This window comes from Streptomyces sp. NPDC053069 (genome assembly GCF_044546895.1).
Taxonomy (GTDB): Bacteria; Actinomycetota; Actinomycetes; order Streptomycetales; family Streptomycetaceae; genus Streptomyces.
The window spans coordinates 19,424-44,418 of sequence record NZ_JBITZN010000018.1 but is presented as its reverse complement, the minus strand read 5'-3'; the positions used below and the strand labels follow the sequence as shown (position 1 = coordinate 44,418).

Sequence of the window (24,995 nt, the reverse complement as noted above, 5' to 3'; positions counted from 1 at the left end):
GGGCGGTGCGGCGGCCGCAGTGCCCCTGGGGGCGCGGGGCGCTCATCCGCCCACGGTGAAGCCGATCACCGCTCCGCCGCCCTCCCGCCGAGAGGCGAACGGCGCTCCCCCGTGCGCCATGGCGACCTCCCTGACGATCGACAACCCCAGCCCCGACCCCGGCAGGGACCTCGCGTCGGCGGCGCGGTAGAAGCGGTCGAAGATGCGGATCAGGTCGCCCTCGGCGATCCCGGGCCCCCGGTCCCGCACCTCCACCCGCACGGTGCCCGGCCGGGCCGGCCCGATGATGCGGACCTCGATGGGCGCCTTCCCGTCCCGGTCGAACTTGGCGGCGTTCTCCACCAGGTTGGACATGGCCCGCTGCAGCATCCCGGGCCGCCCGTCGGTCGTCGTGTCGCCGCTCGTGTGCAGCACGATCTCCCGCCCGGTACGGCGTTTGGCCAGCCCCACGACGTCCTCGGCGATGTCGGCGAGGTCCACGCGCTGCGGCGGCTCGGTGTCGGACTGCCCGGCGGCGAGGTCGACCAGCTCGTTGACCAGGTCGGTCAGTTCCCGTGCCTCCTGGCCGAGGTCGGCGACCAGTTCCTCCCGTGTGGCGGGGGGCAGCTCGTCGATCCGGCGGAGCAGCGAGATGTTCGTACGCAGCGACGTCAGCGGGGTGCGCAGTTCGTGCCCCGCGTCCTGCACCAGCCGCCGCTGGTCCTCCTCGGACTGGGCGAGCCGGCCCAGCATCCGGTCGAAGGCACGCCCGAGCCGGCCCACCTCGTCCAGGCCCGCGACCGGCACCTCGATGCCCAGCTGGCGGGTGCGGGCCACGTCCTCCGCCGCGGAGGTGAGGATCACCAGGCGCCGGGTGATCCGGCGGGCCAGCCACCACCCGAACAGACCGGCCGCCACCACGACCGCCGCCATCAGGATCAGCGTGCGCTGCTGCAACGCCCGCAGCAGATCCTCGGTGTCGCTGAACTCCTGCGCGACCTGCACCGCGCCCCGCCCGTCGCCGAGCGAGACGGTGGCGATGCGGAACAGGTCCTCGTCGACCCGTACGTCCTTGTGCTCGACCACCTTCCCGGCCGTCACCGCGAGCGCCATGGCCTTGTCGCGGGAGGTCACGGGCAGACTCGGGTTGCCGTGGTCGACGATCTGGCCCTGCGCGCCGAGCACCTGCACATCGGTGCGGGCGGGCCGGACCAGGTCGTGCCCGGGACGGGAGGAGGAGAAGTCCTCCGGGACCATCTCGTGCTGCCGCACCTCGTCCCGCACGTCCTGCACGACCTGGCTGAACACCGACTGCTGGTCGACCCGGACCAGCCGCGCGGCGGAGCCGTACGACAGGATGCCGACGAGGATCGTGACGGCCGCGGTGACAGCCGCGAACGACACGGCGAAGGTGGTGCGCAGGGAGACCAGCTTGGGCCGGCGCCGGGCCGACAGCCGCCGCAGCCGGCCCACCTAGTCCTCCCGGAGCACGTAACCCACGCCCCGCACGGTGTGGATCAGCTGCGGGGCGCCGGGCTCGTCCAGCTTGCGGCGCAGGTAGCCGACGTACACGGCGAGGTTCTTGGAGCCGGGCCCGAAGTCGTAGCCCCAGATCCGGTCGTAGATCGTCGAGTGGTCGAGCACGATGCCGGCGTTGCGCACGAGCAGTTCCAGCAGCTCGAACTCGGTGCGGGTCAGCTCCAGCTCGCGCTTGCCGCGCCAGGCCCGGCGGGCCTGCAGGTCCATACGGATGCCGGCGGCCTCCACCTGCCGGTCGGGCAGCTGGACGTCCCGGCCGCCGGTCTCGACGCCGCCCCCGCCGCCGTTGCCGCCGGCCGCGGGGACCGGGCTGGTCCGGCGCAGCAGGGCGCGCAGCCGGGCGAAGACCTCCTCGACGTCGAACGGCTTGACCACGTAGTCGTCGGCGCCGGCGTCCAGGCCCGCGATGCGGTCGGCGGTCTCGACGAGGGCGGTGAGCATGAGGATCGGCGTACGGTTGCCCTCGGCGCGCAGCACCCGGCACACCTGGAGCCCGTCGATGCCCGGCATCATCACGTCGAGCACGAGGACGTCCGGCGGGGTCTTGTGGGCCTGTGCCAGCGCCTCGACGCCGTCGGCCACCGCCGTCACCTCGTACCCTTCCAGGGTCAGAGCACGCTCCAGGGCATGGCGGATGGCACGGTCGTCTTCAGCGAGCAGCACAGTCTGGGGCACGCTCCCAGTCTGCCAAGGCCTCCGGCGGTTCGGCCGGGGCGAGTGGGCCTACGATCACCCTTTTTACCGGCCTCTCACCGTCACAGGGGCAACCCGGCCCCGGGTTCTACCGTCTTCTCACCGAGTGTCGCCGGCCGCTCCTCGAAGGACACTCCCTCGAACCCGCCGGGGTGTCCGCCCCGCGAGCCGGCGTGACGTCGCCGACCCCACCCGGATCACCTCAGGGCACCAGCACCAGCCGCCCCCGCACCCCGCCCCCGGCCAGCCGGGCATGCGCCTCGGCCGCATCCTTCAGGGCGTACGTCTGCGCCACCCGCAGGGTCAGCACCCCCTCGTCCACCAGTCGAACCAGCTCCGCCAGCTGCGCCCCGTCCGGACGGACCTCCACCGCGTCGGTACGCACCCCGCGCACCGCACCGGGCTGCACACCCGGCCGGACCCCGATGTACACACCCCCGTCCCGCACCCACTCCAGGGCCGGCTCGCCGAGCACCGCCGCGTCCAGCACCGCGTCCACACCGCCCGGCTCGACCCCGTCGGCCGTGAAGTGCGCGGCCCCCAGCGAGCGCACCAGCTCCTCGTCGCCCGCGCGCGCCTGCCCGGTGACCTCGATCCCCCGGCGGGCGGCCAGCTGCACGGCGAACCCGCCGACCGCGCCCGCCGCACCGGTCACCAGCAAGGACGCACCCGGCGCGAGATCCAGCAGGTCCAGGGCCTGCAGCGCGGTCAGCCCGTTCAGCGGCAGGGTGCCCGCATGCACCGGGTCCACCGAGGCCGGCGCCTGGGCCACGGCATCCGCGGGGACGACGACGTACTCGGCGTGCGCGCCCAGCGGGTCGGCCACCCCCGGCACCAGCGCCACCACCGGGTCACCGACCTGCCAGGCGGCGGCCACCCCCACCGCGTCCACCGTGCCGGCCACGTCCCAGCCCAGCCCGAGCGTCTTACCGGCCCCGCCGAAGAGACCGGCACGGGTGGCCGCGTCCACCGGGTTCAGCGCACCAGCGGCCACCTTGATCCGCACCTGCCCCGCCGCGGGTTCCGGCAGCGGCACGTCCGCGATCTCCACGACCTCCGGACCACCGAACGACTTCACAACCACCGCACGCATGACAACTCTCCTGGAACTCAAGGGACTTGATGTCTCGCGAGCCGCTTTCCCGCTCGCAGCACCAACTCTAGGAGAGCTACTATCCATCGGTAAGTAGTTACCTCGAAGTGCGTAACCGACCCCGAGGAGACAGCCCATGACGACCATGACGGCAGCCCAGCGACGCGAACAGGCCCGCGCCGACTACGACGCCTTCCTGCGCGACTGCCCCACCAACCAGCTCCTCGGACGGCTCAGCGACAAGTGGGTCAGCCTCGTCGTCGCGGCCCTCTCCGCCGGCCCCCAGCGCTACAGCGACCTCGGCCGCAGGATCGCGGGCGTCAGCCCCAAGATGCTCACCCAGACCCTGCGCGCCCTGGAGCGGGACGGCCTCGTCAGCCGCGCGGTCACCCCGTCCGTCCCGGTCCGCGTCGACTACGCACTCACCCCGCTCGGCACCAGCCTCGCCTGCCTGCTGACCGCGGTGAAGGACTGGGCGGAGACCCACTTCGAGGAGGTCCGAGCGGCCCGCGAGCGCTACGACGCCGAGGACACCGCCTGAGCCCCGCACCCCGGCGGCGCAGAACCCGCACGCGTCCCCGCGTCCAGGACGAGCACCCCCGGCCGCCCCTTCGCCGCGAGGTGCCGCCCGCCAGGTGACCCGCCCTCCGCCGCCCGTGCCAAGCTGCTGCCCATGTCGATCCTCCGCTCCGCCGCCCTCTTCGTCGTCGCCGCCCTCTTCGAGATCGGCGGCGCCTGGCTGGTCTGGCAGGGCGTGCGCGAGCACCGTGGCTGGCTGTGGACGACCGGTGGCGTCCTGGCCCTCGGCGCGTACGGCTTCGTCGCCACGTTCCAGCCGGACGCCCACTTCGGCCGCATCCTGGCGGCGTACGGCGGGATCTTCGTGGCGGGCTCGCTCCTGTGGGGCGTCATCGCCGACGGCTACCGCCCCGACCGCTACGACATCACCGGCGCACTGATCTGCCTCGCCGGCATGGCCGTGATCATGTGGGCGCCGAGGAACGGCGGTTGAGCCTCACTTACGCTGGACGGAGCCGTTCTGTTCGCGCCACCGGATCACAGGAGCTGCCCATGACCCCCGCCTCCCGCATCGCCGTCGTCACCGGCGCGAGCAGCGGTATCGGCGCCGCCACGGCCCGGCAGCTCGCGGAGGCCGGCTACCGCGTCGTCCTCACCGCCCGCCGCAAGGACCGTATCGAGGCGCTGGCGGAGGAGCTGACCAAGGCGGGCCACTCGGCCGTGGCCTACCAGCTGGACGTGACCGACCGCGCGGCGGTGGACGAGTTCGCCACGGCGTTCCAGACGATCGGCGTCCTGGTCAACAACGCGGGCGGCGCCCTCGGCGCGGACCCGGTGGCCACCGGCGACCCGGCGGACTGGCGCACGATGTACGAGACGAACGTCATCGGCACCCTGAACCTCACCCAGGCCCTGCTGCCGAAACTGGTGGCGAGCGGCGACGGCGTGATCGTCGTCGTGTCCTCCACCGCCGGGCTCAGCACGTACGAGGGCGGCGCCGGCTATGTCGCCGCCAAGCACGGCGCGCACGTCCTCGCCGAGACCCTCCGCCTGGAGATCGTCGGCCAGCCGGTCCGCGTCGTCGAGATCGCACCCGGCATGGTCAAGACGGAGGAGTTCGCCCTGACCCGCTTCGCCGGCGACAAGGAGCGGGCGGAGAAGGTCTACCAGGGCGTCGCCGAGCCCCTCACGGCGGACGACGTGGCCGAGACCATCACCTGGGCGGTCACCCGTCCCAGCCACGTCAACATCGACCTCCTCGTCCTCCGCCCCCGCGCCCAGGCGTCCAACACGAAGGTCCACCGCGAACTCTGATGCCCGAGGACAACTCCCCCGAGTCCCTGGAGAGGCGCCGCCTGGCCCAGGAAACCAAGGACGAACGCAAGGTCTGGTACTTGCTGGGCTACTTCCTCTTCGGCATCCACATCGTGGCGTTCGTGATGATCTATGCCGTCCGGCACGGTCACTGACCGTACGTCAGCCCTTCACGCACACCACCTGCTTGAGCTTCGCGACGACCTCGACGAGGTCCCGCTGCTGGTCGATGACCTGGTCGATCGACTTGTAGGCGCCCGGGATCTCGTCCACGACGCCGGAGTCCTTGCGGCACTCCACGCCCCGGGTCTGCTCCTCCAGGTCCCTCGTCGAGAAACGCTTCTTCGCAGCGTTACGGCTCATCCGCCGGCCGGCGCCGTGCGAGGCCGAGTTGAAGGACAGCTCGTTGCCGAGCCCCTTCACGATGTACGAACCGGTACCCATGGAGCCCGGGATGATCCCGTACTCGCCGGAACCGGCCCGGATCGCGCCCTTGCGGGTGACGAGCAGGTCCATGCCCTCGTACCGCTCCTCCGCCACGTAGTTGTGGTGGCACGAGATCTCCCGCTCGAAGGCCGGCCTGGCCTTCTTGAACTCCTTGCGGATGACGTCCTTCAGCAGCGCCATCATCAGGGTGCGGTTGTTCCTGGCGTACTCCTGCGCCCAGAACAGGTCGTTGCGGTAGGCCGCCATCTGCGGGGTGTCCGAGACGAAGACCGCCAGGTCACGGTCGACCAGGCCCTGGTTGTGCGGGAGCTTCTGGGCCACGCCGATGTGGTGCTCGGCCAGTTCCTTGCCGATGTTGCGGGAGCCGGAGTGGAGCATGAGCCACACGGCACCGGTCGTGTCCGTGCAGATCTCGATGAAGTGGTTTCCGCTTCCGAGCGTTCCCATCTGCTTCCAGGCACGTTCCCGACGGAATCTGACCGATTCGGCCACTCCGTCGAACCGTCCCCAGAAGTCGTCCCACCCGGCCGTGGCAAGCCCGTGGAAGTCTCCCGGCCCCACGGGATCCTCATGCATCCCCCGCCCCACCGGAATCGCCTGCTCGATCTTCGACCGCAGCCGCGACAGATCGCCCGGCAGATCATTGGCCGTCAGCGACGTCCTCACCGCCGACATGCCGCAGCCGATGTCCACCCCCACCGCCGCCGGGCACACCGCGCCCTGCATGGCGATGACCGAGCCGACCGTCGCGCCCTTGCCGTAGTGGACGTCCGGCATCACGGCCAGGCCCTTGATCCACGGCAGGGTCGCCACGTTCTGGAGCTGGTGCAGGGCCACGTCCTCGACCGTCGCGGGGTCCGTCCACATCCGGATCGGGATCTTCGCGCCCGGTATCTCCACGTACGACATATGTTCCTCATTCCCCCGAAAACGACAGCAAGACGCTCATGAGCCTCATAGGCAACAAAACGCAAAAGCGGCGCCAAGGTCTATGAAAAGGGACAAGGGACCGGCGGCCACAGCAGTGCGTGCGATACACATTGTCTCCAGGGGGCGCCCCGCTGCGGCAAGCGAATAACCAGCGGGGACACTGGAGCACCGAGCGAGCGCACACCCGAGAGGAGCCCGACCGTGCAGCGGAAGGCGTACGTAACCGGCACCGCCGCCCTCCTGGTGGCGCTGCTGGCCGGCTGCACGAGCGGCTCGGGCGGCGACAGCCCCGCGGACAACGCCAATCCGGGCGAGGCCGGCACCGCCACGGCGGCCGCCCAGCCCGGCAAGTACCGCACCCTCCCCGAACCCTGCCGCGCGGTCAACCATGACGCCCTCGACTCGCTGCTGCCGGGTGTCACGCAGATCACCGACCCCGTCCAGCGGGACAAGGCCTACCAGGGCGAGGCCGAGCTCACCTATGACACCGACCGCAAGGTCGGCTGCCACTGGAAGGTGGAGTCCGCGAACGCCACCGACCGCCTCTCGGTCGACTTCGAGCGTGTGGTGTCGTACGACAACGCGGTCAGCGACGACGACCAGGCGCAGCAGCTGTTCGAGGACAAGGAGACGGCGGCCGACCTCCCCGACCCGGGCAGCACCCCGGCGGCGAGCGGGACGGCGACATCCACGGCCTCGCCGTCCGCGTCCGGTTCCAGGTCCGGGTCCGGTGGCGCTCCCGCGTCCCCCTCCTCGTCCGCCTCCGCCTCTACCTCCGCCTCTTCCTCCGCGAGCGGCGCCGCCTCCGCCTCCGGTTCCTCGCCCTCCGGCACCGCCTCCGCGGCCGATCTGCAGCCGCGGGTGCTGTCCGACCTCGGTGACGAGGCGTATCTGGACGACCAGCTCGACTCGTCCGGTTCGACCGCCGAGCCGCGGACGGTGACTGTGGTGTTCCGCACGTCCAACGTCATCGTCACCCTCCAGTACGAGGAGCAGCCGACGGCCACCGGAACGGTCCCCGACAGCAAGGAAATGCAGGACAGGGCCCGTAATCTGGCTTCTCAACTGGCCGACACGCTGGGCGGATGAGGGCCCCCGCAGCCGCTCGCCCCGCCGTCCGCGAAGTGCCCGGACGGAAACCGCACAGCTCCTTCACCGCGTACCGTGGCCCCGCAGGAACCAACCCGCACGACCACCGAGCGTCATGAGTGAAGGAACCATGCAGCGAGTAGCCCAGCGAGACGACCGTGCCCAGCGTCACCAGCGAGCCAAGCGCCTTCGCCGTGTTCTTCTCTGCGCGGCAGCCGTTCCGGCGGTACTGATCACCGCCGCCTGTTCGTCGGGCTCGGACGACTCCAAGGACAAGGGCGCCGGCAGCAGTGCGCAGCAGTCCGCGGGCGGCAGCGCGACGCCGTCGGTGAGCGCCTCGCCGACCGTGCGGGCGGCGGCGTACAAGAAGCTTCCCGACGCGTGCGCGGTGCTGTCGAAGAAGACCCTCACGGATCTGGTGCCGAAGGGTGCCTCGTCGGGCAAGAAGGGCAGTTCGGACGATCCGTCGTCGCGTGCCTCCTGCTCCTGGAGCAGCCTGGACAACAACGGCGTGAAGGGCTCGCAGTTCCGCTGGCTGAACGTCTCCCTGCTCCGCTTCGACTCGGACACCGCGCGCGGCGCCGGTGACGCTCAGGCCCACACGTACTTCGGCCAGCAGGTCAAGGATGCCGAGGGGGTGGACGGCGCGAAGAACACCAAGGAGATCCCGCTGTCCGGCACGGGTGCGGAGGCGACGGCCGTGCGCTACGACCTGAAGAAGAAGGAGGGTCTCTTCAAGCAGCAGACGGTGGTCGCGCGGGTCGAGAACGTGGTGGTCACGCTCGACTACAACGGCGCCGGTCTCGCGGGCGAGAAGACCCCGGACGCCGACGATCTGACGAAGGCCGCGCAGGCGGCGGTCAAGGAGGCGGTCGGGTCGGTGACGTCCGCGAACGGCGGCTCCTCGGCCGGTTCGGCCTCGAAGGCCCCGGCCTCCCCGTCGCAGTCGGCGTCGAAGTCCCCTTCGAAGTCGCCGTCCAAGTCGGTCTCTTCCAGCGCTTCTCCGTCCAAGTCGGCAGCCAAGAAGGACTGAGCGGAGGCCCGAAGTCCTGACCGGTACGACGTTCCCCGTACACGTGTGCCACCCTGTTGCGCGCAACAACAGGCAAGGGGAGGGGAGTACGAGTGGCCGCGCCACTGCAGCTGACTCGGATGCACCGCGTTCTCATCGGCGTGGTCGTGACCGGCGCCTTGATCATCGCCGGCATCGGCTTCGCCGGTTCCTACGCAGCCGTCCGGGCTCTGGCCCTCAAGAAGGGCTTCGGGAACTTCTCCTACGTCTTCCCGGTCGGCATCGACGCGGGTATCTGTGTCCTGCTGTCCCTGGACCTGCTGCTGACCTGGATCCGCATCCCCTTCCCGCTGCTGCGTCAGACGGCGTGGCTGCTGACGGCGGCGACGATCGCGTTCAACGGCGCCGCGGCCTGGCCCGACCCGCTGGGTGTGGGCATGCACGCGGTGATCCCGGTGCTGTTCGTGGTCGCGGTGGAGGCGGCCCGGCACGCGATCGGCCGCATAGCCGACATCACGGCCGACAAGCACATGGAGGGTGTCCGTCTCACCCGCTGGCTTCTCTCCCCGGTCCCCACGTTCCTCCTCTGGCGCCGGATGAAGCTGTGGGAGCTGCGCTCCTACGACCAGGTGATCAAGCTTGAGCAGGAACGTCTCGTCTACCAGGCCAGGCTGCGAAGCCGCTTCGGCAGGGCTTGGCGCCGCAAGGCTCCGGTGGAGTCCCTGATGCCGCTGCGCCTGGCCCGCTACGGCGTGCCCCTGGCGGAAACGGCACCGGCGGGCCTGGCGGCGGCGGGCATCGAGCCGGCCCTGCTGCCGCCCGTGTCGCAGCAGCCGCAGCTGGCGGCGGCCGACGCCACCGCCGCCGCTGCGGGCAGTCGGGCCGCCAGGGCGGCACGGGTGGGCGCAGCCGCACCTCCCGGCGAACAGCGCCCCGAAGAACCTCCTGTGGACGAGCAGAGCCCCTGGTTCCAGGCCCAGCGCGAGATCGAGTACCACGGTGGCTACGACCCCACCTACGACCCGATGATGCAGGAGCCCCAGTACGCCCCCGAGGAGCAGTACGGGGAGTGGTACGAGGAGCAGCCCCCGGAGCAGTTCCAGCAGCCCTCCCCGGAGGAGACCGGCAGCTTCCCCATTCCGGTGGGCCCCAACCGCACCCGCGAACTGGGTGAGGGCGGCGGCCCCCCGGAGCCGGACGAGGAGGCCTACTACCAGGTCTTCCGCCAGTCGATCGACGGCAGCTTCCCCACCCCGCACCAGTTCAGCGAGGCCGTGGAGGCGACGTACAGCCTCAAGCTCCCCGCACGGGAGGCCGACCGCATGGTCAAACGTTTCACCAACCGCTTCAACGCGGAACTGGAAGAGAACCACATCGCGTAACGGCATGAAAAAGGGGCCCTCCATCACGGAGGGCCCCTTTTTGCTTACGCGGTCTCCTACGGGCTCCTACTCCCCGAGCAGCCTGCGGACCCGGTCCTGCCCCACCGCCAGCAGCAGCGTAGGCAGCCGCGGTCCCGTGTCCCGCCCGACCAGCAGGTGGTACAGCAGCGCGAAGAACGACCGCTGGGCCGTCTTGATCTCCGGCGGCAGCTCCTTGGGCGTGGCGTCGGCCGGGAACCCGGCCTGCACCTTCGGGACGCCGTACACGAGGTGGGTCAGGCCGTCGAGCGACCAGTGCTCGGCGAGCCCGTCGAGCAGCAGCCGTACCGACTGCTGAGACGCCTCGTCGAGGGACTTCAGCAGCTCGGCGTCGGGCTCGTCGCGCACGATGGTCCGCTGGTCGGCGGGCACGTGCGTGTTGATCCACGCCTCGGCCTTGTCGTAGCGCGGCCGGGCCTCGTCCAGGGAGGCCAGCGGCTGCTCCGGGTCCAGCTCGGAGAGGATGCGCAGGGCCTGGTCCTCGTGGCCGGCGGTGATGTCGGCGACGGACGCGAGCGTGCGGTACGGCAGTGGACGCGGCGTCTTCGGCAGCTCACCGGCGGCCGTACCCACCGCGCGGGTGTACGCGGCGACGTCGGCCGGCAGCGCGGAGCCGTCGGCCACCTTCCCGGCGAGCTTGTCCCACTCGTCGTACAGCCGCTGGATCTCCTGGTCGAAGGCGATCTTGAAGGACTGGTTGGGCCTGCGGCGGGCGTAGAGCCAGCGCAGGATCTGCGGTTCCATGATCTTCAGCGCGTCGGCCGGGGTCGGGACACCACCACGCGACGAGGACATCTTCGCCATGCCGGAGATGCCCACGAAGGCGTACATGGGCCCGATCGGCTGCTTGCCGCCGAAGATCCCGACGATCTGACCGCCGACCTGGAAGCTCGACCCGGGCGAGGAGTGGTCGACACCGCTCGGCTCGAAGATCACGCCCTCGTACGCCCAGCGCATCGGCCAGTCGACCTTCCAGACCAGCTTGCCGCGGTTGAACTCGCTGAGCCGGACGGTCTCGGCGAAGCCGCACGCGGTGCATGTGTACGACAGCTCGGTGCTGTCGTCGTCGTAGGAGGTGACGGTGGTCAGGTCCTTGTCGCAGCTGCCGCAGTACGGCTTGTACGGGAAGTACCCGGCGGAGCCGGAGGAGCCGTCGTCCTCGCTCGCCGCGCCCGAGCCCTCCTCGGCCTCCAGCTCGGCCTCGTCGACGGCCTTCTGCTGCTGCTTCTTCGGGGCCTTCTTCGTGCGGTACTGGGCGAGGATCGCGTCGATGTCCCCGCGGTGCTTCATGGCGTGCAGGATCTGCTCGCGGTAGGTGCCGGAGGTGTACTGCGCGGTCTGGCTGATCCCGTCGAACTCGACACCCAGCTCGGCGAGCGAGGCGATCATCGCGGCCTTGAAGTGCTCGGCCCAGTTCGGGTACGACGACCCCTTCGGCGCCGGCACCGAGGTCAGCGGCTTGCCGATGTGCTCGGCCCAGGACTCGTCGACGCCCGCGACGCCGGCCGGGACCTTGCGGTAGCGGTCGTAGTCGTCCCAGGAGATCAGATGCCGGACCTGGTACCCGCGGCGGCGGATCTCGTCGGCGACCAGGTGCGGGGTCATGACCTCGCGGAGGTTGCCCAGGTGGATCGGGCCGGAGGGGGAGAGACCGGACGCGACGACGACCGGTTTGCCCGGGGCCCGGCGCTCCGATTCCTCGATGACCTCATCCGCGAAACGGGAGACCCAGTCGGTGGTCTCGGTGCTCTGAGCCACGATCGGCACGTCCTTCTTTCTGAACGGGGTGGCACTCCGTCTGATCGGGGTGACACTCCATTCTCACAGACCGGCTCGCGCCCGCGAAAACGGCTTTACCCGCCGTGGGATACTGGCTGGGACTGTCCATCCCCACGAGGAGAACGGCACCCATTCCTATGGCCTCGGTCACGTCCCTCAGCGATTCCGTCCAGCAGCACCTGACGTCCGCCCTCTCGGCCACCCTGCCCGAGGCCGCCGGCGCGGACCCGCTGCTGCGACGAAGCGACCGGGCCGACTTCCAGGCCAACGGGATCCTGGCGCTGGCCAAGAAGGCGAAGGCGAACCCTCGGGAGCTGGCGACGCAGGTCGTCTCCCAGGTGGTCACCGGCGACGAGCTGATCCAGGACGTCGAGGTCTCGGGGCCCGGCTTCCTCAACATCACGGTCTCGGACAGGGCGATCACCGGGAACCTCGCCGCGCGGTACGCGGACGAGACGGGCCGCCTGGGCGTGCCGTACGTCGAGCACCCCGGTACGACGGTGATCGACTACGCCCAGCCGAACGTGGCGAAGGAGATGCACGTCGGCCACCTCCGCTCGGCGGTGATCGGCGACTCCGTCGTCCAGCTTCTCGAGTTCACCGGTGAGAACGTGGTCCGCCGCCACCACATCGGCGACTGGGGCACCCAGTTCGGCATGCTCATCCAGTACCTGGACGAGCACCCGCACGAGCTGGACCACAAGGACGCCCGGGTGACGGGTGAGGAGGCGATGTCGAACCTCGACCGCCTCTACAAGGCCGCGCGGAAGAAATTCGACTCCGACGAGGAGTTCAAGACGCGCGCCCGCCGCCGGGTGGTCGACCTGCAGGCCGGCGACCCGGACACGCTCGCCATGTGGCAGAAGTTCGTCGACGAGTCGAAGATCTACTTCTTCTCCGTCTTCGAGAAGCTGGACATGGAGATCCGGGACCCCGACATCGTCGGCGAGTCGGGTTACAACGACATGCTGGCCGAGACCTGCCGCCTCCTGGAGGAGTCGGGAGTGGCGGTCCGCAGCGAGGGCGCCCTCTGCGTCTTCTTCGAGGACATCAAGGGCCCGGACGGCAACCCGGTCCCGCTGATCGTCCAGAAGTCCGACGGCGGCTACGGCTATGCCGCCACCGACCTCTCCGCGATCCGCGACCGTGTCTTCAACCTCAAGGCGAACACGCTCCTGTACGTGGTGGACGCCCGTCAGGCCCTGCACTTCCGGATGGTCTTCGAGACGGCGCGGAGGGCCGGCTGGCTGGGCGAGGACGTCACGGCGGTGCAGCTGGCGTTCGGCACGGTCCTCGGCAAGGACGGCAAGCCGTTCAAGACCCGTGAGGGCGAGACGGTCCGTCTGGTCGACCTCCTCGACGAGGCGATCGACCGCGCCTCGGCCGTCGTGCGCGAGAAGGCCCAGGACCTGTCCGAGGAGGAGATCGCCGAGCGGGGTGCCCAGGTGGGCATCGGCGCGGTGAAGTACGCGGACCTGTCGACGTCGGCGAACCGGGACTACAAGTTCGACCTGGACCAGATGGTCTCCCTGAACGGCGACACGTCCGTCTACCTGCAGTACGCCTACGCCCGTATCCAGTCCATCCTCCGCAAGGCCGGCGAGACCCGACCGGCCGCCCACCCGGAGCTGGCACTGGCCGACGCCGAACGCGCCCTGGGCCTGCACGTCGACGCGTTCGCGCAGACGGTGGCGGAGGCGGCGGCGGAGTACGCCCCGCACAAGCTGGCCGCGTACCTCTACCAGCTGGCGTCCCTCTACACGTCCTTCTACGACAAGTGCCCGGTCCTGAAGGCCGAGACGCCGACGCAGGTGGAGAACCGCCTGTTCCTCTGCGACATCACGGCCCGCACCCTGCACCAGGGCATGGCCCTGCTGGGCATCCGGACACCGGAGAAGCTCTGACGCACACCCTTTAGAGTCTGTGGAGCCGTCTCCTATCTCCACAGACTCTGAGGGAGCCCGATGTCCGAGCGAGTCCCCGACCCGTCCACGGCCCACTTCGGCGCGGACGGCATGCGCCGGTTCACGGTGCCCGCCTCCTTCGGTGTCCAGCTGCCCGACGCGATCCGCGAGATGCTGGCGGACACCGGGGTGCCCGTGCATGTCCAGCCGTACTTCACGGCGGCGGGCGACACCGACGGACCGACCCTGGGGATGACCGCCGGCCACCACGGCCTGCCCGCACCGGCGGGCCGGGAGAACTGGCTGCGGCTCGGCACGGACCCGCTGGCCCACCTGTGCGTACGTCCGGACGGCGCGGTACAGGCGGTGTTCCTGGGCCTGGACGAGGACGACATGTTCGTCAGCTCCGGCGTCCCGGCGTTCAACGCCTCGCTGGCCGCCCTGGACCGCCGCCTCCCGGTGATCGCCGCATCCACCAGCCTCCCGGTGGCGGCGGCCGCGTTCCGCGAACTCAACGCCGAACTGCGGCAGATCGACGCCGCCGCGTTCGAGGACCGCGAGAGCTGGTGGCCGAGGGTCCTGGACGACGTACGGCACACGCTCAACTTCCCGTTCTCCTCCGCCTTCGAGTACGTGGACGTGACGGGCGCCAAGCAGATCGTCACGGATGCGACGGGCCCGGGGCGCCCGCATCCCGAGGAACTGGTCTGGCAGCGCCTGCACGCGCAAGGGGTGGCCCCGGAGCAGGTGCGGCGCGTCTACTGCGAGCTGGAGCCGTGCATGATGCCGGGCCACTACTGCGCGGTGTGGCTCCAGGCGACCTTTCCCCACGCGGAGTTCACGCACAGCTTCGACTACGGCGACACGGCGGACTCGCGGGAAGAGGGACTCAAGGAGTTGATCACCTACGCGGCGAAGCAGGCGGGCCGCCAGTGACCGAGGCACCGAAGTGGTCCCGCCCGGCCGCGGGCCGCGAACCGGCCGCGGCCGCAATGCTGTCCTGGCTGGCCGATCCGCAGGCCCCCCGCCTGTGTGTCGTCACCGGTAGCGCGGGTTGCGGCAAGTCGACCCTGCTGGCCTGGCTGATCGGGCATGGGACGCGAGAGGGGACGCAGCCGGAACGCCGGATCCACGGTTTCGTCCCCCTGGCCGGCCAGACCGCCCTCACCGCCGCCTGGACCCTCGCCGAGCAGCTGCACGTGGCGGCCCGCACCCCGGGCGAGCTGGTCACCGCACTGGCCGCCGACGAGCGCCGTACGGTGATCGCACTGCCGGACCTGCACGCGACGGCGGACGTCGAGGCGGTGACCGAACTAGCCCTGGCACTAATGGAGTTGCCGCACGTACGGCTGCTGGTGGAGGTCCGCAGCGACAGCGCCGGAACGCTCACCGCGGTTCCCTCGGCCGTGATGGACCTCGATCAGCCGCAGTGGACGGATCCGGGGCGGTATGCGGCGTGGGCGGCGACCCGGCCCGCCGACCGACATGAGCCGGTACCCGAAACCCTTGCCGCCGCAGTCGACTTGGACGACCCGGCGGCGGTCTGCGCCGCGGACCCCTGGCAGGTGTCCGTCGCCTACGAGCGCTCCTCGGATCCCCACGGAGGCCTGCGCGCGGCATGGCTGCGGGCGGGAGCATCCCTGACCCGCGAGCAGAGCCCGGCGGACCGTGCCGTCGTCCTCCTGTCGGCGCTGGGCGACGATGCCGACCCGAGGCTGCCGGGAGCGCTCGCCGCGCTGACCGGGGGCGCCGCATGGCAGGTGGTCTGGCGCAGGGTGCGCGGCGATGTCCGCCCTCCCTGGCCGGGACCGGCACGCGCGCTGTCGTCGGGGCGCGGACAGCTCGCCGGGAAGCTGGTGGTGGCCGATCACCAGAGCACGGTGCGCCTGCTCGGCGAGTCGGACGCGGCTCCGTCCGGTCGGCTGCCGGAGCCGGTACAGGGGGTGCGCGCTGTGGCCGCAGCGTCCGAGGGTGACGTACTGATCCTGGATGGGCAGGGCCGACTGCACACCCGGCACAGCCCCTCGGCACCGAGAGCGACGGGCCTTGCGGCACTGCTGGAGGACGGGCCGGCACCGCTGGAGCGGCTGGCGGAGGCGGCGCAGGTCCAACTGGAGGACGGTGCTGTGGCATTGGCGTTCAGCGAGGGTCTGCTCGCGGCGGGGGACGCCACAGGCAGGGTGCACGCCTTCTTCGAACCCGACGCAGAGCCGGGGCCCTTCGCTGCCAGGCTGCACGAGGGCGGAGTCGCCGCCGTAGCAGCCCTGCACCTGACGACACCCGAGGGCGGACCGGGCATTCCCCTGGTCTACAGCGGCGGTTACGACGGCACGGTACGGGTGTGGAGCCCCGGAGCGGACCCGCTTGCCTCCCCCGTCCGCTCGCGGCCCCGCCCGGTTACGGCCCTGGCGGCGACGCCCACCGACGCCGGACCGCCGGTGCTGGCCATCGGCTGGGCGGACGGTCTGGTCGAACACCACACCCTGGACGAGGAGGGCACGGTCCGCACGTACCGGCCCGGAGCTCCGGTGCACGCGCTGGCGGTGACCCGTGCCGGGACACTCCTGATCGGGACGGACGAGAGGCTGGTGCATCTGCGTCCGCTCTGAGAACCGGCCCTTGGGGTGTTGTCACAACCATGCCATAGAGACGGCAGGCCCCCTTGCCCTGCAACACCCGTTCATCGTTAGGGTTTTACCTCTCATACGATGATCGGAATGGCGAGGGGGCGTCACGGGGATGGGCTACACGATTCCGGGATGGCTGGACCAGGTCCTCGACTACATCGGCATCCACTTTCCGAACGTCGACGAGGACGACTACCGCCACATGGCCACGGCCATGCGGGAGTTCGCCGACAAGTTCGAGGGACACGGCGCGGACGCGCACAAGACGGTCGAGCAGATCCTGGCCTCCTCGCACGGCTGGGCCGTCCACTCGATGCAGACCCACTGGAACCAGGTCAAGGCCGGCCACCTCGACAAGATCCCGGAGCTGGCCCGCCTCTTCGCCGATGCCTTGGACGTCGTCGCGGACATCGTCTTCGGCATGAAGACGAAGGCGGAGGCCGAACTCGCCGTCATGGCAGGCTCGGTAGGCCTTTCGATCGGCGCGGCCTTCATCACCGGAGGCCTGTCCGCCGTGCTCGGCGCGGCCGAGATCACGGCCATGCGCCAGCTGGTGAAACGAATCATCGACGAGGCCGCCGACCAGATCGTGAACGAGCTGCTCGCGAAGGTCACCGAGCCGGTCAACGCCAAGCTGGAGGCGATGATCGAGGACGCGGTCCTTAACCTGGCGGAGGACGCCTTCACCCTGCCGCCGGCCCCGACCGGCGCGGGCGGAGGCGGCGGCGGCGAGCACGGGCACGGCCATGGACACGGCGGCATGAAGCTGGCCTCCGCGGGAGGTGGAAGCGGTGGCATGGAACTGGCCTCCGCATCCGGCGGCTCTGGCGCGGGAGGCGACCTCCACATCGACCACGAGGAGTTCGAGAGCGGCGCCGGCAAACTCTCCTTCCACGGCGGCGAACTCCATACGAACAGCGCCGCCCCACTCGGCCGGGCCAAGGGCCTGTTCGGCCGCACGAGGGGCAAGGACCCCTTCACCCAGGCCTTCGACTCGGTGATCCACGGCGGCATACATGGCTGCGAGAAAGCCCTGGCCAAGATCGGAAAGCACCTCACCGAGACAGTCCCGAACCGCGCGCGGGAGGTCTCACGGCTGCACAAACACAATGACCTGGAGATCGGCGACCGGGTCAAGCGGATCAAGGCCGGTCACCACGACGGCGGACACGGTGACACACCGATGTACCTGCTGGACGCCGACGGCAAGGTGCAGCGGCTCATGCCAGACGGGACAACCCGCCACTTGGACCCGCACGATTCCTCCGGCATCCATTCCGTACTGAACGGTGGTGAAGCGTGGCATCCGTGGCGCTCGACCGACAAGAAGGGGTACGGGGTCGCGGACGGCGGGGAAAATGCTCCCCGGGTCACATCAAAAAAGATTCCTCCAGGATCGACCGAACTGGCTCGCGCCACGCAGCTCGCCCGTTATTACAATGCCCATGAACGTCCAGACCTCTATAAAAGAGGTGGAGCGAACTACGCTTCAGTCCTCTTCGACGACAAGGAGGGCCGCCGGTTCATCCTGGTCGGAACCAGCGACCCCGTACACTCGGAGAGAATGCTCGGATATCCGATCCTTAAGAGCGAGGAGAAGCATAACGTCAGATCACTCTACACCGAACGCGAGCCGTGCCAGGAAGGAAATATGTATTGCGACCAATGGCTGGCACATCACTTCGATCCCAATCTAGAGGTAACTCATAGCGCCAAATACGACCAGGACGAGTCCCGTCCGGACGGTACGGAGCTGAGCAAGTACAAACAGGACCGGGAACACAGGGCATACGTCAAGTGGCTGCACCAGCAGTGGAAGGAGCATGGAGTGGGCGGAGGGGCGACCAGTACACTGATCAACCTGGGGCAGTCCGAGAATAAATTTCTCCCCTGACGTCGCATAGCGAGAAAGCAGCCGACCTCCATGCTCTTCGAACTTTCCCGAGAAGAAATGGTGTCGTCCCTCGGCGAGGACGCCATCTTCGTGGCACCTCCCGGCTCGCTGGGGAATACGCCGCACAGCTCACCAGCGGCAGAGATCCTACTATCGGTCGGAATTCCGACGGGAGTGTTCCAGCCGCAGGCGCGAATGGACTCGGGGCGGTTCCCCCTCGTGGACGAGAAAATCGATCTCGACGGGTACGAGGCGCCATCCGGGTGTGAGGCTTGGGTGGTGTTCGGCTGGATCCCCCTGACGCATTTGGCTCTCGATCCGCAGACCGGCAAGGTCCACGGCTTCCCTGAGAATGGTGGCCCGGTTCAGGATCTTCACTCGGACATCTCCTCTCTCGCCTATCTCACCTTCGCGTTGCATCGCCTCCTGAAGGAATTCGCCTGGAGTGACGACGAAGACGACGAAGACAGCGACTTCGAACGGCTCGGGGAAGCGTTGGAAGGCATCCGCGCTTCGGTGGAGGAGCGCGATCCGCTGCCGTTCAGCAGCGGCAGCATCTGGCTGGCCGTACTGGACGACATGGCAGCCGGCATGTGGTCCTGAACGCCGAAGTCGACGGGCGTGGTTCAGCAGACGAACACGGGCGCTTGAGCCATCTGCCAACCGCCTGCCCTCGCGGGCGCGTTCATCCCGCGTTCTCCTCGGCCAGCTCCAGGGCGCGGCGTGTCAGGGCCTGGCGTACGGGGTCCGGGGTGAGGACCCGCAGCGGTGTTCCCAGGCCGAGGAGGTAGCGGGCGAGGCCGTCCGGGTCGGGGCCGCCGATGTCGACCAGGGTGGCGTCCTCGCCGTCGGGGCGATGGGTGCCGACCGTGGGCGGGATCAGCCGTAGCGCCTCGCTGATGGGGACGGGGAGGCGGACGGTCGCGGACAGGGGGTAGGGGCCGTTCGCGATGTTGCGGGAGACCAGGCGCGCCGGGTCCGGCGGGTCGGTGAGGTCGGCCGGGTGGCCGGTGGGCTGGAGGCGGCCGACCCGGTCGGCGCGGAAGGTACGCCACTGGCCCCGGGTCACGTCCCGCGCGACGAAGTACCAGCGGCGGCCCGTGTGGACGAGGCGGTAGGGGTCCACCTCCCGGACCGTGACCCGCCCCTCCCCGTCGGTGTACGACAGCCGGGCACGTTCGCCTTGGCGGCAGGCGACCGCCAGCTCCAGCAGCAGCCCCGGCCTGATCTGAGGGCCGTCGGCTCCGGGAAGCCGTACGAAGGCGTCGTCCAGGTCGCCGAGGCGGTCCGCGATGCGCCGGGGCAGCACCTGGCGCAGCTTCAGCAGCGCGGAGAGGGCCGCCTGGTCACTGCCCAGCGCGTCGCTCAGGGCGGCCTCGCGCAGGCCGACCGCCACGGCCAGCGCTTCCTCGTCGTCGAGGATCAGCGGCGGCACCCGGGATCCGGCGCGCAGACGGTAACCGCCCCAGGGGCCGGCCTCGGAGTCGACCGAGTAGCCGAGGTCCCGGAGCCTTGCCACGTCCCGGCGCACCGTGCGATCGGTGACCTCCATGCGCTCGGCCAGCTCGGCGCAGGTCCAGGACGGGCGGGAGGACAGCAGGGAGAGCAGCCGGAGCAGGCGGGCGGATGAACTGAGCACGGCCGGAAGTCTGGCATGTCTCCCGCATGACCAGGACCGGAACTGTCCTGGTCATGTCCTAGTGTCTCTCCCATGACCACGGAGACCGCTTCCACGTCCGCTTCCGCACCCGCGTTCCGCTATGCCGCCGTCACCTTCGACTGCGCCGACCCCGCCGAACTGGCGCGTTTCTACGGTGAGTCGCTCGGCATGTCCGTCCTCTTCTCCACCGACGACTTCGTCCTGCTCGGCAAGGAAGGCGCGACCGGCCTCGGCTTCAACCGTCTCGCCGACTACCGCCCGCCCACCTGGCCGGACCCGGCGCAGGAGAAGCAGGCGCACATCGAGTTGGGCGTCGACGACCTCGACGTCGCCGAGAAGCGTCTGCTCGAACTGGGCGCGAGCAAGCCCGAGTTCCAGCCCGGCGGGGAGCGCTGGCGGGTACTGCTGGACCCCGCCGGGCACCCGCTCTGCATCACGACCCTGGTCTAGGGATTCAGGGCCCCTCGTCGCCGCACCGAGGGAGTGGCCATCGCTGCCGTGGCCCCGCGGCCACTTGCGCACGCCGCCGAGGCAGGCAAGGGCGGAGAGGGAGGCCGGCCTCGGTCAGTTGTTGACGAGGGCGCCCTGGACCGGCTCCCCGCCCGAGCGCCGGCCCCGTCCGCCCCGTCCACCGCGTGGCGCCCGCTGGGGCCAGAACAGTACGTACGCCGCCGAGCCGATCCCGAAGGCGAGGCGGATGAACCCCTGGGCGTCGTCCGACGGGATCAGCAGGGCGCTGCCGTAGAGGGAGATCAGCGCGATCCAGCTCACCCACGGGACCAGGCGGCGTTGGCCTATCGAGTCCCAGATGAGGGTGCCGAGGAGGACCGAGGCGTTGTAGTACGTGTACACGCTGGGGTCGAGCAGGATGCGTGCGTCGGCGGCCAGGAACACGACCGCCGGCCAGCGGTTCCGGCGCACCGCGAGTGCGCCCAGCGCCATGCCCAGGGCCATCTGGGTGGGGCGGTCCCACCACGGGGTCACGGGGTCGTTCACGCCGAACCAGCGCAGTGAGGACGCCGGCTGGTTGGGGATGGTGAAGCGGGCCGCGTGCAGGGTGTCCAGGTGGGTCAGGTAGAAGGGGAGCCAGGCCACCGCCACCAGGGCGACGGCCCAGGCCGCCGAGCGGAGGCGGTGCGGGCGGGGCAGGGCCAGGAGCAGGGGCAGGAAGCCGACCGCCCAGGGTTTGGAGTCGACCGCCAGCGCCAGGAACACGCCCATCGCCGTGGCGTTGCCGCGGACCAGTGCGCGGACGGCGAGGGTGGTGAAGAACAGGGCCAGGACGTCGTCGAGGTGGGCGAAGCGGACCGAGACCTCGACCCACATCGGGATGAAGGCGGCGCCGGCGATCAGGACGCGCTGCTGGAGGCGTCTGTGGTTGAGGCCGGTGCCCCGGTTGTGGTCGGCGGCGGCACGGCCGATCAGAACCAGCATGTACAGGCCGAGGCCGGACATGAACGCGTCGGCCAGTTTTTCGCCGACGTCGGCGGGGAACGGTGCGAAAAGGCCGGCCACCACAAAGCTGACGGGGCCGATCTGCAGGTCGGGATGGTTGGCGTAGAGGGCGAGGCCGCCGCCCGACTGCAGGCCGAACAGGAGTTGCTGGCCGGTTGTCAGGTAGTGCCACGAAATGGCGGCGTGGCGCTCGGCCACCACGAACCAGACGGCCGTCCACAAGGTGAGCAGCACGATGTGCCATCGCACCGGGTAACGCCCGATCCGCACGTTCCGTCCTTCCCCTCGCCGCCCTCGCCGTCCGCCCGTCACCCGTCCCCATCACAGCACCACCTGGTAAGAGCGGCTTCGACGAACGCCGGTTCATCGGTAAGGCCGGTCAACGGCGTTGTCAGTGCCGGGCTTTACAGTCACGGACATGGCGACTCTTCCCAATCCGCTGCCCAAGCTGGCCACCGACCCCAGCGGGCGTTCCCTAGGGCTCCAACTGCCGCCCGGCAGGCTCGTCGACATGTCCCACGACGGCTCCTGGCACGAACCTCTGCTGTGGTACGCGGAGAAGCCGGCCGCGCCGGGCACCTGGAAGGCGCTGGGCGCGCCGGCTGCCCGCGCCGGGCTGCTGCCCGTGCTCGTGGCCGGTGGTTCCGGGGACGGCGTGGAGAGCTGGGTGCTGCTGCCCGGCGAGACGTCGTACCCGGGCGATCACGACGCCGAGGACGTCCTCGCGGAGTACTGGGAGGAGGAGACGGAGGACGGTGGGACAGCCGAGGAGATCGAGCCGTTCGGGAGCGAGTGGCCCGGTCTCGCGCCCGCCCCCGCCGCCCTCTCCGCCGACCCGGACACCCGCGCCGCGCAGGTCGCCGACGCGCTGGGCGGGGACCGGGAGCCGGACGTCGAGGAGGCGCACCTCGCCCTGGTTCCGGCCCGCCGGTCCGCCGACATCCCGGCGGTGATCGGCTGGACCGGCCCGGTGAACTACGAGGCCGACGTGGCCCGGATGTGCGCGGTGCTGCGCTCCTGGGAGGACCGCTTCGGCATACGGGTCGTGGCCCTCGGTCTGGACACCCTCGTCGTGTCCGTCGCGGCCCCGCCGGCCACGCAGGAGGAAGCCGAGGCGGTGGCGGCGGAGCACTTCGCGTTCTGCCCGGACATCGTGCTGCAGGGCGAGCGGGACACCCTCCGCACCTACGCGAAGGACCTGGTCGGGCAGCCCGTGTGGACCTTCTGGTGGGACTGACGGCGGCAGCCGGGCCGGCTCAGCCGCCGAGCCCCCGCGCCAGCCGCCGCAGCCCCTCGGCGATCTCCTCGGGTGTCTGCGTGACGAAGCACAGGCGAAGGGTGGAGGGGTCGGGTGCGCCCGCGTAGAAGGGCGCACCGGGGACGTAGGCCACGTTCTGCTCGACCACACGAGGAAGCAGGGCGAGGGTGTCGTACGACTCCGGCAGGCGCACCCAGAGGAACATGCCGCCCTCGGGCCGGCTCCACTGCGAGCCGGGCGGGAGGGCGGCCGGCAGGCCCGCGAGCATGGCGTCCCGGCGTGCGCCGTACACGGCCCGCACCCGCTCCACATGGGCGTCCAGGACGTCCATGTAGCGGGCCGCGGCGAGCTGGTTGAGCGTCGGGGTGTGCAGGTCCGCCGCCTGCTTGGCCACGGTGCACGCCCAGCGCAGCTCGGCGGGCGCGCGCAGCCAGCCGAGGCGCAGGCCGGGGGCCATCACCTTGGAGAAGGAGCCGAGGACGACGGTGCGGTCCTCGGCACCGGGCAGGGCGGCGATCCAGGGAACGGGTTCACCGTCGTAGCGGAGTTCGCCGTACGGGTCGTCCTCGACGATCCACAGGCCCTGGCGGGCCGCCACGGCGGCGATCGCCGTGCGGCGCGGCGCGGGCATCGTGCGGCCGGTGGGGTTCTGGAAGGTGGGGACGAGGTAGAGCAGCTTGGGGCGTTCACGGCGGATCGCCTCCTCCAGCGCGGCCGGGTCCACCCCGTCCGCGTCGCCCGGCACGGCCACCACGCGTGCGCCCGCGAGACCGAAGACCTGCAGTGCCGCCAGATAGCAGGGGTCTTCCACCAGCACTGTGTCGCCGGGTTCGAGCAGGGCCGTGGCCAGGAGGGACAGGGCCTGCTGGGAGCCGGTGGTGATGAGCAGGTCGTCGGGGGTGGTGGGCAGGCCGCGGGCGGTGATGCGTGCGGCCAGGGCGGCGCGGAGGACGGGCTCGCCCTCGGTCGTGGAGTACTGCAGCGCCTGTGCCGGGGCGTCCGCCAGGACCTCCCGGAATGCCGCCGCCATGCCCTCCCGGTCGAAGAGTTCCGGTGCCGGGAGGCCGCCCGCGAAGTTGATCATCTCAGGCCGTGCGGTGACCGCGAGGATGTCCCGCACGGGCGACCCGCCCACACGGCGAGCCCGTGCGGCGAGAGGCGGGACGGGAGCGGGCTCGGCGAGGGTCGTGAGGAATCTCGGGGCGGACTCGGCGACGGTCATGGCGCGGCTCTCCTTCGGCTCTCGGAGCCGACAGACTAGAGACGTACGTGCCGTCTACAACGGTAATTCCGCGATCCGGACGGTCCGTTGGTGTCCGTGCGCGCCAAGAGCGCCCCGAAGGAGCGGCGATCAGCCCCCGCGGCCCCGCCCCCGTCACTCGCCCCTACCGCAGCTTCTGTGCCACCTCGGTCGCCCAGTAGGTGAGGATGTTCCGCGCCCCGGCGCGCTTGATGCCCGTCAGGGTCTCGAAGACGGCCCGGTCCCGGTCCACCCAGCCCTTCTCGGCGGCGGCCTCGACCATCGCGTACTCGCCGGAGATCTGGTAGGCGGCGACGGGCACGTCCACCGCGTCCGCGACCCGGGCCAGGATGTCGAGGTACGGACCGGCCGGCTTGACCATGACCATGTCCGCGCCCTCGGCGAGGTCCAGCTCCAGCTCCCGCAGCGACTCACGCCAGTTGGCGGGGTCCTGCTGGTAGGTCTTGCGGTCGCCCTGGAGCGAAGAGGCGACGGCCTCGCGGAAGGGGCCGTAGAAGGCGGAGGAGTACTTGGCGGTGTAGGCGAGGATCGCCACGTCCTCGCGGCCGATCTGGTCCAGCGCATCGCGGACGACGCCGATCTGACCGTCCATCATCCCGCTCGGCCCGACGACGTGGGCGCCGGCATCGGCCTGCACCTGAGCCATCTCGGCGTACCGCTCCAGGGTCGCGTCGTTGTCGACGCGGCCCTCGGCGTCCAGGACCCCGCAGTGCCCGTGGTCGGTGAACTCGTCGAGGCACAGGTCGGACATGACGAGCAGGTCGTCGCCGACCTCGGCACGGATGTCACGAAGGGCGACCTGCAGAATCCCGTCCGGATCGGTCCCGGCCGTGCCCTGCGCGTCCTTCTTGGCCTCCTCCGGCACACCGAACAGCATGATCCCGGAGATCCCGGCCGCCACGGCCTCCGCCGCCGCCTTCTTCAGGCTGTCGCGGGTGTGCTGGACGACTCCGGGCATGGCGCCGATCGGCACGGGCTCGCTCACGCCCTCACGGATGAAGGCGGGGAGGATGAAATCGGCGGGGTGCAGGCGCGTCTCGGCGACCATACGGCGCATGACGGGCGAGGTGCGCAGCCGCCGGGGACGGGTACCGGGAAACGATCCGTACTTCGTCATGCCT

Annotated in this window: 23 protein-coding genes; 14 read left to right on the top strand and 9 right to left on the bottom strand. The window is 70.4% G+C overall.

Features of this window, described 5'->3' with window-relative positions; genetic code table 11:
- Window positions 1-42: 42 nt before the first annotated feature.
- The 3 genes from ACIGXP_RS33080 to ACIGXP_RS33070 form a co-directional block, all read right to left on the bottom strand.
- Entirely contained in the window at window positions 43-1,452 is a 1,410-nt protein-coding gene (locus tag ACIGXP_RS33080) for a HAMP domain-containing sensor histidine kinase (RefSeq protein ID WP_363214280.1), read from the bottom strand.
- A complete protein-coding gene (locus tag ACIGXP_RS33075; RefSeq protein WP_363214281.1) occupies window positions 1,453-2,193 on the bottom strand; it encodes a response regulator transcription factor in 741 nt (246 codons plus the stop codon).
- A gap of 220 nt (window positions 2,194-2,413) precedes the next feature.
- Window positions 2,414-3,304 (bottom strand): NADP-dependent oxidoreductase, encoded by an 891-nt coding sequence (locus ACIGXP_RS33070; RefSeq protein WP_399774672.1) that lies wholly within the window; start codon window positions 3,302-3,304, stop codon window positions 2,414-2,416.
- A gap of 136 nt (window positions 3,305-3,440) precedes the next feature.
- On the opposite strand from ACIGXP_RS33070, the gene ACIGXP_RS33065 reads away from it, so the two are divergent.
- The 4 genes from ACIGXP_RS33065 to ACIGXP_RS33050 all read left to right on the top strand — a co-directional run bounded on the left by ACIGXP_RS33065 (window position 3,441) and on the right by ACIGXP_RS33050 (window position 5,292).
- The gene (locus ACIGXP_RS33065; protein WP_363214283.1) at window positions 3,441-3,845 is read left to right on the top strand and encodes a helix-turn-helix domain-containing protein; all 405 of its coding nucleotides are present in this window, start codon (window positions 3,441-3,443) and stop codon (window positions 3,843-3,845) included.
- A 132-nt stretch (window positions 3,846-3,977) separates the two neighbouring features.
- Window positions 3,978-4,316 (top strand): YnfA family protein, encoded by a 339-nt coding sequence (locus tag ACIGXP_RS33060; RefSeq protein WP_363214284.1) that lies wholly within the window; start codon window positions 3,978-3,980, stop codon window positions 4,314-4,316.
- A 59-nt stretch (window positions 4,317-4,375) separates the two neighbouring features.
- Complete coding sequence (locus ACIGXP_RS33055; protein WP_363214285.1) at window positions 4,376-5,137, top strand: SDR family oxidoreductase; 762 nt, start codon at window positions 4,376-4,378, stop codon at window positions 5,135-5,137.
- Complete coding sequence (locus ACIGXP_RS33050; RefSeq protein WP_399774669.1) at window positions 5,137-5,292, top strand: hypothetical protein; 156 nt, start codon at window positions 5,137-5,139, stop codon at window positions 5,290-5,292. The genes ACIGXP_RS33055 and ACIGXP_RS33050 overlap by 1 nt, the downstream gene beginning before the upstream one ends.
- A 7-nt stretch (window positions 5,293-5,299) precedes the next feature.
- Here ACIGXP_RS33050 and ACIGXP_RS33045 read toward each other — a convergent pair whose 3' ends face one another.
- On the bottom strand, window positions 5,300-6,493 hold the full coding sequence (locus tag ACIGXP_RS33045) for an RtcB family protein (RefSeq protein WP_399774667.1): 1,194 nt from the start codon (window positions 6,491-6,493) through the stop codon (window positions 5,300-5,302).
- A gap of 222 nt (window positions 6,494-6,715) precedes the next feature.
- Between ACIGXP_RS33045 and ACIGXP_RS33040 the strand changes: the two genes are divergently transcribed.
- From ACIGXP_RS33040 to ACIGXP_RS33030, 3 genes are all read left to right on the top strand, one after another.
- A complete protein-coding gene (locus tag ACIGXP_RS33040) occupies window positions 6,716-7,603 on the top strand; it encodes a DUF3558 domain-containing protein (protein ID WP_399774665.1) in 888 nt (295 codons plus the stop codon).
- Window positions 7,604-7,733: 130 nt separating this feature from the next.
- A complete protein-coding gene (locus ACIGXP_RS33035; RefSeq protein ID WP_363214289.1) occupies window positions 7,734-8,636 on the top strand; it encodes a DUF3558 family protein in 903 nt (300 codons plus the stop codon).
- 119 nt (window positions 8,637-8,755) lie between these two features.
- A complete protein-coding gene (locus ACIGXP_RS33030; RefSeq protein ID WP_399774885.1) occupies window positions 8,756-9,997 on the top strand; it encodes a DUF2637 domain-containing protein in 1,242 nt (413 codons plus the stop codon).
- A 66-nt stretch (window positions 9,998-10,063) separates the two neighbouring features.
- On the opposite strand, the gene lysS is transcribed toward ACIGXP_RS33030, so the two are convergent.
- Complete coding sequence (gene lysS / locus ACIGXP_RS33025) at window positions 10,064-11,803, bottom strand: lysine--tRNA ligase (protein ID WP_399774662.1); 1,740 nt, start codon at window positions 11,801-11,803, stop codon at window positions 10,064-10,066.
- Window positions 11,804-11,952: 149 nt separating this feature from the next.
- Between lysS and argS the strand changes: the two genes are divergently transcribed.
- The 5 genes from argS (at window position 11,953) to ACIGXP_RS33000 (ending at window position 18,843) form a co-directional block, all read left to right on the top strand.
- Window positions 11,953-13,719, top strand: coding sequence for an arginine--tRNA ligase (argS, locus tag ACIGXP_RS33020; protein ID WP_399774660.1), 1,767 nt, complete (start codon window positions 11,953-11,955; stop codon window positions 13,717-13,719).
- Window positions 13,720-13,779: 60 nt separating this feature from the next.
- On the top strand, window positions 13,780-14,655 hold the full coding sequence (locus ACIGXP_RS33015; protein WP_399774658.1) for a nucleic acid/nucleotide deaminase domain-containing protein: 876 nt from the start codon (window positions 13,780-13,782) through the stop codon (window positions 14,653-14,655).
- On the top strand, window positions 14,652-16,328 hold the full coding sequence (locus ACIGXP_RS33010) for a WD40 repeat domain-containing protein (protein WP_399774656.1): 1,677 nt from the start codon (window positions 14,652-14,654) through the stop codon (window positions 16,326-16,328). The genes ACIGXP_RS33015 and ACIGXP_RS33010 overlap by 4 nt, the downstream gene beginning before the upstream one ends.
- 130 nt (window positions 16,329-16,458) lie before the next feature.
- Window positions 16,459-18,240 carry a nucleic acid/nucleotide deaminase domain-containing protein gene (locus ACIGXP_RS33005; RefSeq protein ID WP_399774654.1) on the top strand — a complete coding sequence of 594 codons (1,782 nt, stop codon included), beginning with the start codon at window positions 16,459-16,461 and terminating at the stop codon, window positions 18,238-18,240.
- A gap of 30 nt (window positions 18,241-18,270) precedes the next feature.
- Complete coding sequence (locus tag ACIGXP_RS33000; RefSeq protein WP_399774652.1) at window positions 18,271-18,843, top strand: SUKH-4 family immunity protein; 573 nt, start codon at window positions 18,271-18,273, stop codon at window positions 18,841-18,843.
- Window positions 18,844-18,925: 82 nt separating this feature from the next.
- On the opposite strand, the gene ACIGXP_RS32995 is transcribed toward ACIGXP_RS33000, so the two are convergent.
- Complete coding sequence (locus tag ACIGXP_RS32995; RefSeq protein WP_399774650.1) at window positions 18,926-19,879, bottom strand: helix-turn-helix transcriptional regulator; 954 nt, start codon at window positions 19,877-19,879, stop codon at window positions 18,926-18,928.
- Between the two features lie 72 nt (window positions 19,880-19,951).
- On the opposite strand from ACIGXP_RS32995, the gene ACIGXP_RS32990 reads away from it, so the two are divergent.
- Window positions 19,952-20,350 carry a VOC family protein gene (locus tag ACIGXP_RS32990; protein WP_399774648.1) on the top strand — a complete coding sequence of 133 codons (399 nt, stop codon included), beginning with the start codon at window positions 19,952-19,954 and terminating at the stop codon, window positions 20,348-20,350.
- 114 nt (window positions 20,351-20,464) lie between these two features.
- Here the strand turns inward: ACIGXP_RS32990 and ACIGXP_RS32985 are convergent, their stop codons facing one another.
- Window positions 20,465-21,625: a hypothetical protein gene (locus ACIGXP_RS32985; protein ID WP_363214295.1), complete on the bottom strand. Its 1,161-nt coding sequence runs from the start codon at window positions 21,623-21,625 to the stop codon at window positions 20,465-20,467.
- A gap of 148 nt (window positions 21,626-21,773) precedes the next feature.
- On the opposite strand from ACIGXP_RS32985, the gene ACIGXP_RS32980 reads away from it, so the two are divergent.
- Window positions 21,774-22,592, top strand: a complete 819-nt coding sequence (locus tag ACIGXP_RS32980; protein WP_399774646.1) for a DUF4253 domain-containing protein — start codon at window positions 21,774-21,776, stop codon at window positions 22,590-22,592.
- Between the two features lie 19 nt (window positions 22,593-22,611).
- Here ACIGXP_RS32980 and ACIGXP_RS32975 read toward each other — a convergent pair whose 3' ends face one another.
- Window positions 22,612-23,835, bottom strand: coding sequence for a PLP-dependent aminotransferase family protein (locus tag ACIGXP_RS32975; RefSeq protein ID WP_399774644.1), 1,224 nt, complete (start codon window positions 23,833-23,835; stop codon window positions 22,612-22,614).
- A gap of 163 nt (window positions 23,836-23,998) precedes the next feature.
- The gene (gene hemB, locus ACIGXP_RS32970; protein WP_363214298.1) at window positions 23,999-24,991 is read right to left on the bottom strand and encodes a porphobilinogen synthase; all 993 of its coding nucleotides are present in this window, start codon (window positions 24,989-24,991) and stop codon (window positions 23,999-24,001) included.
- Window positions 24,992-24,995: the final 4 nt, after the last annotated feature.